Annotated in this window: 12 protein-coding genes; 3 read left to right on the top strand and 9 right to left on the bottom strand. The window is 59.0% G+C overall.

Annotated elements, in window-relative coordinates:
• Window positions 1-109: 109 nt before the first annotated feature.
• Window positions 110-1,084, top strand: coding sequence for a hypothetical protein (locus E4O97_RS12130; protein ID WP_248161410.1), 975 nt, complete (start codon window positions 110-112; stop codon window positions 1,082-1,084).
• A 419-nt stretch (window positions 1,085-1,503) separates the two neighbouring features.
• Here E4O97_RS12130 and E4O97_RS12125 read toward each other — a convergent pair whose 3' ends face one another.
• Entirely contained in the window at window positions 1,504-1,797 is a 294-nt protein-coding gene (locus E4O97_RS12125) for a hypothetical protein (RefSeq protein WP_179119853.1), read from the bottom strand.
• A gap of 120 nt (window positions 1,798-1,917) precedes the next feature.
• Here E4O97_RS12125 and E4O97_RS12120 point away from each other — a divergent pair, with 120 nt between their 5' ends.
• On the top strand, window positions 1,918-2,343 hold the full coding sequence (locus tag E4O97_RS12120; RefSeq protein WP_078822509.1) for a DUF3757 domain-containing protein: 426 nt from the start codon (window positions 1,918-1,920) through the stop codon (window positions 2,341-2,343).
• Window positions 2,344-2,432: 89 nt separating this feature from the next.
• On the opposite strand, the gene fdhA is transcribed toward E4O97_RS12120, so the two are convergent.
• The 8 genes from fdhA to E4O97_RS12080 all read right to left on the bottom strand — a co-directional run bounded on the left by fdhA (window position 2,433) and on the right by E4O97_RS12080 (window position 12,193).
• Complete coding sequence (gene fdhA / locus E4O97_RS12115; protein ID WP_005792122.1) at window positions 2,433-3,632, bottom strand: formaldehyde dehydrogenase, glutathione-independent; 1,200 nt, start codon at window positions 3,630-3,632, stop codon at window positions 2,433-2,435.
• Between the two features lie 186 nt (window positions 3,633-3,818).
• Window positions 3,819-4,676 (bottom strand): formyltetrahydrofolate deformylase, encoded by an 858-nt coding sequence (purU, locus tag E4O97_RS12110; RefSeq protein ID WP_005792124.1) that lies wholly within the window; start codon window positions 4,674-4,676, stop codon window positions 3,819-3,821.
• A 10-nt stretch (window positions 4,677-4,686) separates the two neighbouring features.
• Window positions 4,687-5,319 (bottom strand): sarcosine oxidase subunit gamma family protein, encoded by a 633-nt coding sequence (gene soxG / locus E4O97_RS12105; RefSeq protein ID WP_032879088.1) that lies wholly within the window; start codon window positions 5,317-5,319, stop codon window positions 4,687-4,689.
• A 130-nt stretch (window positions 5,320-5,449) separates the two neighbouring features.
• A complete protein-coding gene (locus E4O97_RS12100) occupies window positions 5,450-8,467 on the bottom strand; it encodes a sarcosine oxidase subunit alpha (protein WP_005792127.1) in 3,018 nt (1,005 codons plus the stop codon).
• Window positions 8,464-8,766 (bottom strand): sarcosine oxidase subunit delta, encoded by a 303-nt coding sequence (locus tag E4O97_RS12095; protein WP_027605979.1) that lies wholly within the window; start codon window positions 8,764-8,766, stop codon window positions 8,464-8,466. Before E4O97_RS12095 ends, E4O97_RS12100 begins: the two co-directional genes overlap by 4 nt.
• Window positions 8,767-8,781: 15 nt before the next feature.
• Entirely contained in the window at window positions 8,782-10,032 is a 1,251-nt protein-coding gene (locus tag E4O97_RS12090) for a sarcosine oxidase subunit beta (protein WP_003176546.1), read from the bottom strand.
• 22 nt (window positions 10,033-10,054) lie between these two features.
• Window positions 10,055-11,308: a serine hydroxymethyltransferase gene (gene glyA, locus E4O97_RS12085; protein ID WP_032879086.1), complete on the bottom strand. Its 1,254-nt coding sequence runs from the start codon at window positions 11,306-11,308 to the stop codon at window positions 10,055-10,057.
• A gap of 156 nt (window positions 11,309-11,464) precedes the next feature.
• Window positions 11,465-12,193, bottom strand: coding sequence for a TraX family protein (locus E4O97_RS12080; RefSeq protein ID WP_248161408.1), 729 nt, complete (start codon window positions 12,191-12,193; stop codon window positions 11,465-11,467).
• A gap of 90 nt (window positions 12,194-12,283) precedes the next feature.
• On the opposite strand from E4O97_RS12080, the gene E4O97_RS12075 reads away from it, so the two are divergent.
• The gene (locus tag E4O97_RS12075) at window positions 12,284-13,324 is read left to right on the top strand and encodes a low specificity L-threonine aldolase (RefSeq protein ID WP_032879081.1); all 1,041 of its coding nucleotides are present in this window, start codon (window positions 12,284-12,286) and stop codon (window positions 13,322-13,324) included.
• The last annotated feature ends 134 nt before the right edge of the window (window positions 13,325-13,458 follow it).

The following is a 13,458-nucleotide window of genomic DNA, read 5'->3' as shown; positions in this document are numbered from 1 at the left end:
ACTTAAGTAGTCCATTTCTGAAACGTTAAAAACGCCCCTGCACGCGTCTTACCTCGCTTGTAGCGCCTTCTTATAGTCGAGCGACTCAGCTACTTAGGAGGTGTACGCGATGCAGGGACCCTATGCATTTATCAACGATCAACAGCAGCCTTATCCGACACTCAAGCAAAGCCTTTCTCTCAATCCTCATACGCAAACCAAATTCGACACCCTTAACCAGCATATCCGCAACACCGTGGTGTTGCCTGGGCAGTTGGTGATCATCCCTGACCCACGCACAGCATCTTGCACCACTGAAGAGGCCTGGCTGATGCGTTCAGCGCAGAGCGTCAAACATGACCTGATGGCGCAATCTGCTGCCGATCAATTCCTGATCAAAAACTATGATCAGTTGCAGGCCATCATGTCCCATACTTCGCTTGGCATTGGTAGTGCCAGCAGCGCTTGGACCACGCACTTGACGCAAATCGAGACAACCCTCAAGAAAATCGATGATTTGCATAAGCAGTACTTGAGCAAGGGCACCACGGCTGCGAGAGATGAGTTCCTCATCAAACGCCGGGCGCTGTTTGCGAAACTGGATGGGCAACTGTCAGGAATGGCGCGTTTTGGTACGGGACTGAAAAACGAAGGTTCGATCAAAAAGATGTTAGGAATTTCCAGTAAGAGTTACTGGCAACATGGGGAAATCCGGGGATACGAAGCAAACGTCAAGCGCGTAGCCAAGACTGCGCAGATGTTGAAGAAAGGCACTTACATTGGAATCGCGCTGGATGTAGGCGCGACAGCGCTGGAGATAGTGGAGGCATGCTCCACAGGGCGTGAGCAACAATGTACGCAAGCGAAATATGTCGAAGGAGGGAAGTTAGTGGGTGCCGTGGGTGGCGCATCTGCGGGCGGTCTTGCAGGCGTCTATGTCAGTACCGCTGCCTGCATGATTGCTTTCGGCCTACCCACGGCGGGTGCCGGAGCTTTGGCATGCGCCATCATCGGCGGTGCTGCGGGCGGACTCGCCGTTGGCAAGCTCGGAAGCAAGGGTGGGGAATGGGTAGGTGACGCGCTCTATCAAGCTGTGGAGGGTTGAATGTACTTGGAATATTTTGCGGTGGGCTCATTCTCCCTCCTGCTATTAAGTTTCCCTATCCTCTTTTCTGCCATGTACAAAAAGCTCGATGCCGCTGAGCGCTATATGCAATACAGTACCTATATAGTCGGATGCCGGCACACTTTTCGTCATTTTCACTTTGAAGGAAGACCTCAACGCGTATTTGCCATGGCAACCGTTATTCTCATCCCAAAAGTCATTCAATGGAGGGGCATGGTACTTGTTGAGGACGTTGAGAAAATACCAAGGAATCTCAAGTACTGGATGGTCATACCCACACTCGTCACCTTCCTCGCCATTATAGGCCTCTGCATCACCGGTCTCCTTGTAGAGAGCGGAAGTATATAGAAGGAGGTGGATTCAGATCCGTCGTCCTCTCACACCACCGTACGTTATGATCAGTTGAAGGCCATCATGTCCCTTGCTTCGCTTGGCATTGGTGGTGCAAGCAGCGCCTGGAGCAGGCACTTGACGCAAATCGAAACAGCCCTCAAGGAAATCGATGATTTGCATAGCAGTACTTGAGCAAGGGCACCACAACTGCGAGAAATGAATTCCTGGTCAAACACCGCGCGCTGTTTGCGAAGCTCGATGGGAAAACTTTCCGTTGCATGATGGTGTGATTTGCTGGATGTGATCAGCCGACGTTTGCAGGCGTAAATTCCAAAAACAAATAGGGCGACTTTTATCATCCTTCGAAATAACCTCGGATTGGTTAATCAGAACGACTTCTAAAAACTGTCATCTTTCACAGTATCCTCCTCCTTCTCTTTCTCATACTCTTTCCGAAACGACATAAAGGAGTATGAAAAATGAACACCTACAACACCCTTTGTCTGATGACACTTTTTCTCCTTGCGAACACCGCGTACGCCACTACCTGCCCGGAAGTTTCCAAAATTGAGCAAACGCCGATGGTCGGAGGTGGTTTCAGCTACACCGCCGCAGGGCCAGACGGAAACGAGTGGGTGGGCGGAGATAAATGGACTGAAAAAAACGATCTATCAAGCTACGTCTTCACATCGGTACGCCTTCAAAAAGCAAGCTTCGACCCGGTCACTAAGAAGAGCAAAGACTCAGCTGTCATCTGCCGATACGAGGGAACCGGAGAAAACAGCAGGGATGGCGAAGCCAACACCGTCATGGTGCTAAAGACAGGTAAAGCACTGCTCCCAGTTGAAGGCAATTGGACTGTTGATTGCCAGGCCAAGGAACCGTCAGGCTGCACCTTCAATTGATCAGCGTGGTGCAGCAATAGTGTAATTGCACCGAATGCCTGGAATATCAAACAAGAACGACGACCTGAAGGTCGCCGTTCATTTTCCACTTACGCCGCACTGAACAACTTATGCGGATCAATCACAAACTTCTTCGGTACACCCGCGTCGAACTCGCCATACCCGCGTGGCGCATCGTCCAGGCTGATCACCTGCACACCGACGATTTCGGCGATATTGATCCGATCCCACATGATCGCCTGCATCAACTGGCGGTTGTACTTCATCACCGGCGTCTGCCCGGTGTGGAAGCTGTGGGATTTGGCCCAACCCAGACCGAAGCGAATGCTCAGGCTGCCCATTTTCGCGGCGGCATCGACAGCACCCGGATCTTCGGTGACGTAGAGGCCAGGGATACCGATCTTGCCTGCCACACGCACCACGCCCATCAGTGAGTTGAGCACGGTGGCCGGGGCTTCGGCCTTGACGCCGTCGTGGCCATGGCCGCGTGCTTCAAAGCCTACACAGTCGACGGCGCAATCCACTTCCGGTTCGCCCAGCAACGCAGCAATCTGTTCGTGCAGCGGCGTATCGGTGGACAGGTCGACGATTTCAAAACCCTGGGCCTTGGCGTGGGCCAGGCGGATGGAATTGACGTCGCCAATGATTACAACGGCTGCACCCAACAGCCGAGCCGAGGCAGCAGCGGCCAGACCGACCGGGCCGGCACCAGCAATGTAAACGGTGCTGCCCGGGCCAACGCCGGCAGTGACGGCGCCGTGGTAGCCGGTGGGCAAGATGTCGGAGAGGCAGGTCAGGTCACGGATTTTCTCCATGGCCTTGTCGCGGTCCGGCAGTTTGAGCAGGTTGAAGTCGGCGTACGGCACCAGCACGTACTCGGCCTGGCCGCCGGTCCAGTCGCCCATGTCGACGTAGCCGTAGGCACCACCGGCACGCGCCGGGTTGACGGTCAGGCACACGCCGGTGTGTTGCTCCTTGCACGAGCGGCAGCGCCCGCACGCGACGTTGAACGGTACGGAAACCAAATCACCGATTTTCAGGTTCTCGACATCGCTGCCCTTCTCGATCACTTCGCCGGTGATTTCATGCCCCAGCACCAGGCCGGTCTGGGCAGTAGTGCGGCCACGCACCATGTGTTGGTCGGAGCCGCAGATGTTGGTGGAGACCACGCGCAGGATGACGCCGTGCTCAATCTTCCTGCCGCGCGGGTCCTGCATTTTGGGATAGTCGATTTTCTGTACTTCGACCTTGCCGTTGCCGAGATACACGACACCACGATTACCAGACATGCTTTCACCTCGCTGTTGTTTTTATGGAACTGCGTTGCCGTTTGGGTGGGCAGCGCGTTAGTGCTCGGGTACAGATGCTGTTTCTTGTGTTGCTTGTAAGGGCCTCATCGCAGGCAAGCCAGCTCCCACAGTGGATCGGGTTCACACATCCTGGAATGTGGGAGCTGGCTTGCCTGCGATAGCGATCTAAAGAACGACGGTGCGATTGGCATTCAAGAACACCCGCCGCTCAATGTGATACCCCACCGCACGCGCCAATGTGAGCCCTTCGATATCGCGCCCCTTGGCGATCAAATCCTCGGGATAGTGGCTGTGATCAACCACCTCCACACCCTGGGCGATGATCGGCCCCTCATCTAAATCGTTGTTGATGTAATGCGCCGTGGCTCCCACCAGTTTCACGCCCTTGTTGTACGCCTGGTGATACGGCTTGGCGCCCTTGAACCCCGGCAGCAACGAGTGATGAATGTTGATGGCCTTGCCATCCAGCTTGCGGCACAGCTCCGGCGACAGCACCTGCATGTAGCGCGCAAGGATCACCAGTTCGGCGCCGGTGTCTTCCACCACTTGCCACACCTGCCGCTCCTGGGACGGTTTGTCGTTGGGGTCGAGCGGGAAATGGTAGTAGGGAATCTGGTGCCAGTCGGCCAACGGCTTGAGATCGGGGTGGTTGGACACCACCGCGACCACGTCCATCGACAGTTGGCCGATACGCTGGCGGTACAGCAGGTCGTTGAGGCAGTGATCGGCCTTGGAGACCATGATCACCACTTTCGGCCGATAGTTCGGCGCCGTCAGCTCGAAGATCATGCCGAAGGCTTCACCACGGGTCGCCAGGCCATCGCGGAACGCCTGCTCGTCAAAACCGTCAGGCTGACGAAACTCCACACGAATGAAAAACCGGCCCGAGAGACGATCATCAAACGAGTGGTGCTCAGTGACATAGCAGCCCTGCTCGAACAGGTAGCGGGTGACCGCGTCCACCGTGCCGAGCACGCTGGGGCAGTCGGCAGTCAAAATCCATGTATCGGGTGCGCGGCTCATGGGCGATTCCTCAGGCTTGAACGCTCAGACCGAATTCGGCCGAGGCATCCTGCAGCCACAACCACCAGTAATCGGAGAAGCTGCGACGGATCAGCAGTTCCCAGGTGTCTTCAGCGGTATGGCGGATCACCAATTGCGACTTGGCGAACACCGTGCCCACCGCCTTGCCCACCGGGAAATTATTGGGGTGTACGTCGTAGCTGGTGGACTTCATCAGCACATCGCGCACGTTAGGGCCGCTGAGTTCGAGAATCTGCTGGCCGCCGCTGACGTTGACGATCTGGATGTGCAAATCCCCCAAGGCGGCACGCAGGTTTTGTTCAGCGGCGAATTCATCGCCGCTCGGCACGATCAGCAGCCACTCGTCCGGGCCGAGCCATTGCAGGCTGGTCTCGCCGTTGACGGTCACGCTTAGCGGGCCGGGCAGTTCAATGCCGACGGCCTGGAGTACGCCAGCGGCGAAGGCGGCATCATGGCCATCGCCACGGATAGTCAGGTGGCCGAGGAGTTTCTTTTCACGCACGGTCACGCCGGCGTTCTTGCGGCCCTTGCCGACCAGGCTGGCGAGGTCTGCATGGTGCAGCGACGACTCGGCCTTGGCGCTGGTGGTGGGGCGTTGTTGGTAAACATTGGCTGCTGTCATAAAGCACCTTTCCTGAATTCTGTTGTGAGGCTGATGGCCTCATCGGGAGCAAGCCCCCTCCCACATTGGAAGATATTCACAAATCAAAATGTGGGAGGGGGCTTGCTCCCGATGGCCGCGACGCGGTCTATCAAATGTTCTGGCGATCACCTTTCGGGTCAAAGAACACCGAGGACACAATCTCCGCCTCGATCACGCTGCCATCGGCCTGCGGTGAGAACACCCGCTCACCGATGCGCTTCAAGCCGCCCTTCACCACGCCCATGGCAAACGAATAACCCAGGGAGTTGTGCGCATAGCTTGAAGTGACGTGACCGACCATCTTCATCGGAATCGTCTGCTTTGGATCGAACACCAACTGCGCGCCTTCCGGCAGCCATACGTTTGGATCAATCGGCTTCAAGCCCACCAGTTGCTTACGCTCTTCACGCACACAGTCTTCGCGATTCATGCCGCGCCAGCCGATCCACGAGAACGGTTTGGTACGGCCTACGCACCAGCCCATGTTCAGGTCGTCCGGGGTCATCGAGCCGTCGGTATCCTGACCGACGATGATGAAGCCCTTTTCGGCGCGCAGAACGTGCATGGTCTCGGTGCCGTACGGGGTCAGGTTGTACTTTTTGCCGGCCTCGACGATCTTCTCCAGCACGCCCATGGCGTAGTCGGCCTGCACGTTGACTTCGTACGACAGCTCACCGGTAAACGAGATACGGAACACCCGCGCCGGTACACCGCCGACCAAACCTTCCTTCCAGGTCATGAACGGGAAGCCATCCTTGTCCAGGTCGATGTCGGTGACTTCCGCCAGCAGCTTGCGGCTGTTGGGGCCAGACAGGGTCATGGTCGCCCAATGGTCCGTGACCGAGGTGAAGTACACCTTGAGGTCAGGCCATTCGGTCTGTTGGTAGATTTCCAGCCACTGGAGAACGCGGGCGGCGCCGCCGGTGGTGGTGGTCATCAGGAAGTGGTTGTCGGCCAGACAGGCAGTGACGCCGTCGTCGAAGACCATGCCGTCTTCCTTGCACATCAGACCGTAGCGCGCCTTGCCCACATCGAGCTTGGTCCAGGCGTTGCTGTAGATGCGGTTGAGGAACTCACGCGCATCCGGGCCCTGGATATCGATCTTGCCGAGGGTGGAGGCATCCAGCAGGCCGACGCTGTCACGCACCGCCAGGCATTCGCGCTTCACCGCGGCGTGCAGATCTTCACCGTTACGCGGGAAATACCATGGGCGTTTCCACTGGCCGACATCCTCAAACTCGGCGCCGTTCTTCACGTGCCAGGCTTGCAGCGCGGTGTAGCGCACCGGTTCGAAAATGTGCCCACAGTGACGGCCCGCCACCGCGCCGAACGTCACTGGCGTGTAGTTGGGACGGAACATGGTGGTGCCCATCTGCGGGATGGTCACGTTCAGCGAACGGGCGGCGATGGCCAGGCCGTTGACGTTACCCAGCTTGCCCTGGTCAGTACCGAAGCCCAGCGCGGTGTAGCGTTTGACGTGCTCGACCGATTCGAAACCTTCGCGGGTGGCCAGTTCGATGGCGGCTGCGGTGACGTCATTTTGCAGGTCGACAAATTGCTTCGGCGCCCGTGCAGTGGCTTTTTCGTGGGGCACCTGGAACAGCGCCAGCGTCGGCTCTTCCAGACGGCTCAAGGCTTTAGGCAGCACACCTTCCACCGGCGCAAAACCAGCTTCACTGGCCGCACGCACGCCACCTTCAAAACCATCGGCGAGGGAATCGCCAAGGCCGTAAACACCGTTGATACCGCCCACGCACACGCGTTTCTGCGGTGCTTCGCCCGGTACAAACCCGAGGATATCTTCACGCCAGGTCGGCTTGCCGCCCAGGTGCGAGGCCAAGTGGACCACCGGGCTGTAACCGCCTGAACTGGCGACCAGGTCGCAGTCCAGCCACTCGCCGGGGCTGGTGACTTTATGCGCTTTCACATCGATCGCGGCCACGCGGGCAGCGGTCACATGCTTGCTGCCACGCGCTTCGATCACGGCGCTGCCGGTGAGGATGCGAATGCCTTTGGCGCGGGCTTCTTCCACCAGCGCGCCACGTGGGTTGTGACGGGCATCAGCCACCGCCACCACCGAAAGGCCCGCATCAAACCAGTCCAGCGCGACGCGATAGGCATGATCGTTATTGGTCGACAGCAGCAGTTTTTTGCCCGGCGCCACACCGTAGCGGCGCACATAGGTAGAGACCGCTCCGGCCAGCATATTGCCCGGCACATCGTTGTTGCCGTACACCAGCGGACGCTCGCACGCACCGGTGGCCAGCACCACGCGCTTGGCACGCACACGGTGGATACGCTGACGCACCACGCCAATCGGCGCACGGTCACCGAGGTGATCGGTGAGGCGCTCGTGAATGGTCAGGAAGTTATGGTCGTGGTAGCCGTTGACGGTGGCGCGGGGCAGCAGTACCACGTCCGGCAGGGCTTTCAATTCGGCAATGACGCTGGCAACCCACTCAGTGGCCGGCTTGCCGTCGAGGCTTTCACGGGAATCGAGCAGCGAGCCACCGAACTCTTCCTGCTCGTCGGCGATGATCACCCGCGCACCGCTGCGCGCAGCGGCCAATGCAGCCGCGAGGCCGGCAGGGCCTGCGCCCACGACCAGCACGTCGCAATGACGGTTGAAGTTGTCGTAGGTGTCCGGGTCGTTCTCGGTCGGCGAGCGGCCTAAGCCTGCGGCCTTGCGGATGTACTTCTCGTAGGTCATCCAGAACGACTGCGGGTACATGAACGTTTTGTAGTAGAAACCCGGCGGCATCAGCTTGCCGCCGACCTTGCCGAGAATGCCCATCACGTCGTTGTTAACGTTCGGCCAGCCGTTGGTGCTGGTGGCAACCAGGCCCTGGTACAGCGCCTGTTGAGTGGCGCGCACGTTGGGAATCTGGGTGGCTTCGGTGGCGCCGATCTGCAGCACTGCGTTCGGCTCTTCGGCGCCGGCGGCAAAGATGCCGCGAGGGCGCGAGTACTTGAAACTGCGGCCGATGATGTCGACGCCGTTGGCCAGCAAGGCCGCAGCCAGGGTGTCGCCTTCAAAGCCTTTGTAGCTCTGGCCGTTGAACGTAAACGTCAGGACTTTGTTGCGATCGATGCGGCCACCGTTGGACAGGCGATTGATCTGGCTCATACCTTCTCTCCAGAAGCCTTGGCGGTGAACTGGGGTTTTTCGCCAATCTTGTAGGTTTCAAGAATTTCGTAGGTGACGGTGTCGCGGGTGGCATTGAAGTACTGGCGGCAACCGGCGGCATGGATCCACAGTTCGTGGTGCAGGCCGCGAGGGTTGTCGCGGAAGAACATGTAGTCGCCCCACTCTTCATCGGTGCAGGCATTCGGATCCAGTGGGCGCGGGATATGCGCTTGGCCGGACGCGTGGAATTCCTCTTCAGAGCGCAGTTCGCCACAGTGAGGACAGAAGATATGCAACATAGGGAATTTCTCCTGTTAGTGGGCGACGGCCGCAGCGCCGTGTTCGTCGATCAGCGCACCGTTGTGGAAACGGTCGATGGAGAAAGGCGCGGCCAATGGGTGCATTTCACCTTTGGCCAGGCTGGCAGCAAAGACGTTGCCTGAGCCCGGCGTGGCCTTGAAGCCACCGGTGCCCCAACCGCAGTTGAAGAACATGTTCGGTACCGGGGTCTTGGAGATGATCGGGCAGGCATCCGGTGTGGTGTCGACGATGCCGCCCCACTGGCGGTTCATGCGCACCCGCGACAGCACCGGGAACATCTCGACGATGGCCTGAATGGTGTGCTCAATGACCGGGTACGAACCACGCTGGCCGTAGCCGTTGTAGCCGTCGATACCGGCACCGATCACCAGGTCGCCCTTGTCGGACTGGCTGATGTAGCCGTGCACGGCGTTAGACATGATCACGCTGTCGATAATCGGCTTGATCGGCTCCGACACCAACGCTTGCAACGGGTGAGATTCGATCGGCAGGCGGAAACCGGCCAGCGAGGCCATGTGCCCGGAGTTACCGGCAGTGACGACGCCGACGCGCTTGGCGCCGATAAAGCCCTTGTTGGTTTCCACACCGATGCACACGCCGTTTTCCTTGCGGAACCCGATCACTTCGGTTTGCTGGATCAAGTCCACGCCCAAGGCATCGGCAGCACGGGCAAAGCCCCAGGCTACGGCATCGTGACGGGCCACGCCGCCGCGACGTTGCACGGTGGCGCCCAGCACGGGGTAGCGGGTGTTTTTCGAGCAGTCCAGGTATGGAATCTCGTCAGCTACTTGCTGGGCATTGAGCAGTTCGCCGTCCACGCCGTTGAGGCGGTTGGCGCTCACACGGCGTTCGGAGTCGCGGATGTCTTGCAGGGTGTGGCACAGGTTGTACACGCCGCGCTGGGAGAACATCACGTTGTAGTTGAGGTCCTGAGACAAACCTTCCCATAGTTTCATCGCATGTTCGTACAAATGCGCGGACTCGTCCCACAGGTAGTTGGAACGCACGATGGTGGTATTGCGCGCAGTGTTACCGCCGCCCAGCCAGCCTTTCTCGACCACGGCCACGTTGGTGATGCCGTGCTCCTTGGCCAAGTAGTAGGCGGTCGCCAGACCATGCCCGCCGCCACCGACGATGACCACGTCGTAGACTTTTTTCGGGGTGGGCGTGCGCCACATTTTCTGCCAGTTTTCGTGATGGCTGAGGGAGTGCTTGAAGAGGCCGAAGCCTGAGTAGCGTTGCATAGTCATTACTCCAAAACCGCGCTCAGCGATAAACCGGAAAATCAGCGCACAGGGCAGACACGTGTTTGGCCACGTTGGCCTCGACATCGGCGTCGCCGAGGTTGTCGAGGATGTCGCAGATCCAGCCAGCCAACTCGATGCACTGCGGCACCTTGAAACCACGGGTGGTCACCGCCGGAGTGCCGATGCGCAGGCCCGAGGTCACGAACGGCGACTGCGGGTCATTCGGCACGGCGTTCTTGTTGACGGTGATGTGGGCGCGACCGAGGGCGGCGTCCGCGTCTTTGCCGGTGAGGCCCTGACGGATCAGGCTGACCAGGAACAAGTGGTTATCGGTGCCGCCGGAGACCACATCGTAGCCACGCTTGATGAACACCTCGGCCATCGCCTGGGCGTTGTCGATCACTTGTTGCTGATACGCCTTGAAGCCGGGCTCCAGCGCTTCCTTGAAGCACACCGCCTTGCCGGCGATCACATGCATCAGCGGGCCGCCCTGGGCACCGGGGAACACCGCAGCATTGAGCTTCTTTTCAATCGCTTCGTTGGCCTTGGCCAGAATCAGGCCGCCCCGTGGACCGCGCAGGGTCTTGTGGGTAGTGGTAGTGACCACGTCGGCGTAGGGCAGCGGGTTCGGGTACAGGCCGGCAGCCACCAGGCCGGCGACGTGGGCCATGTCGACGAACAGCAGCGCGCCCACTTTGTCGGCAATCTGACGGAAGCGTGGGAAATCCAGGGTTTTGGAGTAGGCAGAGAAACCGGCCACCACCATCTTCGGCTGGTGCTCGACCGCCAGGCGCTCGACTTCGTCGTAGTCGATCAGGCCGGTGTCGGTGTTGATGCCGTATTGCACTGCGTTGTACAGCTTGCCCGAGGACGACACTTTGGCACCGTGAGTCAGGTGACCGCCGTGGGCCAGGCTCATGCCCAGAATGGTGTCGCCGGCATTGATCAGCGCCAGGTACACCGCGCTGTTGGCGGACGAACCGGAGTGCGGCTGCACGTTGGCGTAATCGGCGCCGAACAGCTGCTTGGCGCGCTCGATGGCCAGGGCCTCGACTTTATCCACGTGCTCGCAGCCACCGTAGTAGCGCTTGCCCGGGTAGCCTTCGGCGTACTTGTTGGTCAGGCCGCTGCCTTGGGCTTGCATCACGCGTTTGCTGGTGTAGTTCTCCGACGCGATCAGCTCGATATGATCTTCCTGACGCTGCTCCTCGGCATTCATGGCTGCCAGCAGTGCGTCGTCATATCCCTGGATCTGGTCTTGTTTGCTGAACATCGCGTCTCTCCCAGCCTTTCGTATTGTTGAAGCCCTCGCAGGGCCCTTTGATGCGATGGTAGGGCTGGCGCGTACAGGTCAAATGCCTGCGCACGCCACGCAAAGGTGCGTTTACGACATGGACTGAAGAATGTGCAAAGCCAACTCCCACAGGGGTCAGGCGATGAGCTTGCGAACGAGTAGCAACAGAAGAAAATGCATGGGATACAGGGCATAGGCCCAGCGCCGCATGGCGGGTGGCTTGGCGTTTTTGCCATGTCGCAACAAGACCAATCCTGCCAGCGGCGCAATCAGACATGCAGCCAACCCCAACTGCGCCACAGGCGTGCCGCTATTCAGCAGAATCTGCCATTGATTCGCGGCGACACAGACCAGCCCCGGCAGCACGCTGAAATACCAAGGCCGGCGAAACACCAACAGCATCGCCAGTGGCAGCAATACACCAAAGAAACCGAACATCAACTGGGTTGAAAACACAGCTGCTATTGTGACAGCGATCAGCGCCAATCCTCGATCAACCAACGCCTTCTGCTGCCAACCTCGGGCAACCAGCAGGCCCAGCGCCAGAGTCGGCAACACGTTCAAGGTATCGGCATCTTCGATGAACATCCGATAAGGCACTTCGCTGATCACGCTGAACAGCAGCAACCACCCCAGGTAGCGCCAATGGCCGGTCACCGGAGCGGTCCGGGCCCTGTGCAAATTGGCCGCAATCGCCAGGCAAAACCACGGGAACGCCAGGCGCCCAGGCACATACAGCCCATCCAGGCTCAACCCCACATAGCGCAGGTGATCGAGCACCATGCTCAGCAGCGCCAGCCACTTGAGTAAGTCCAAAGCGCCATCTCGGACACGTCCGACAGGCAAGGTGTGAGTACCGTGCATAATTCCCCAACGACTTTGCATTTACAGAGCGTGCGCGCCCCTGACAATCTTGGTTAAAGTGCGCACCAACATCGACCACAGGAATGGGCCATGACCGACAAGAGCCAACAATTCGCCAGCGACAACTATTCCGGCATCTGCCCGGAAGCCTGGGCCGCCATGGAACAAGCCAACCACGGCCATCAACGCGCCTACGGTGATGACGAGTGGACCCACCGCGCCGCCGACGGTTTCCGTAATTTGTTCGAAACCGACTGCGAAGTGTTCTTCGCCTTCAACGGCACCGCCGCCAACTCCCTGGCACTGTCCTCGCTGTGCCAGAGCTACCATAGCGTGATTTGCTCGGAAACCGCCCACGTTGAAACCGACGAATGCGGCGCACCGGAGTTTTTCTCCAATGGCTCCAAGCTGCTCACTGCACGCACCGAGAACGGCAAGCTGACCCCGGAATCGATCCGCGAGATCGCCCTCAAGCGCCAGGACATCCACTACCCCAAACCGCGCGTGGTCACCCTGACCCAGGCCACCGAAGTCGGCAGCGTGTACACCCCGGAAGAAATCCGCGCCATCAGCGCCACCTGCAAAGAGCTGGGCCTGAACCTGCACATGGACGGTGCCCGCTTCTCCAACGCCTGTGCGTTCCTGGGTTGCTCACCGGCCGACCTGACCTGGAAAGCCGGGGTGGACGTGCTGTGCTTTGGCGGCACCAAGAACGGCATGGCGGTGGGTGAAGCCATCCTGTTCTTCAATCACAAGCTGGCCGAAGACTTCGACTACCGCTGCAAACAGGCTGGCCAGTTGGCATCAAAGATGCGCTTCCTGTCCGCCCCGTGGGTAGGCTTGCTGGAAAACGATGCCTGGCTCAAGCACGCACGCCACGCCAACCACTGCGCGCAATTGCTCAGCAGCCTGGTTGCGGACATCCCCGGCGTGGAATTGATGTTCCCTGTGCAAGCCAACGGCGTATTTCTGCAACTCTCGGAGCCAGCCATTGCGGGGCTTACAGCCAAGGGTTGGCGCTTCTACACCTTTATCGGTAAAGGTGGGGCGCGATTCATGTGTGCGTGGGACACAGAAGAAGAGCGTGTACGAGAATTAGCCGCCGATATCAGGGAAGTCATGAGGGCTTAACGTGGGAATTCGGCCAGCGAATACTGGCCGATTGCCGAGTCTGTTTTTTGATATTTCTGACAGCTGCGCGCTGGATATTCGTTGACTAGCCTCTTGGTACCCGGAAGGAAAACGCAGTCATAACCGCCACTTTC

This window comes from Pseudomonas sp. W15Feb34, assembly GCF_023127765.1.
Taxonomy (GTDB): Bacteria; Pseudomonadota; Gammaproteobacteria; order Pseudomonadales; family Pseudomonadaceae; genus Aquipseudomonas; species Aquipseudomonas synxantha_A.
This window is presented reverse-complemented; position numbering and strand designations above follow the sequence as displayed.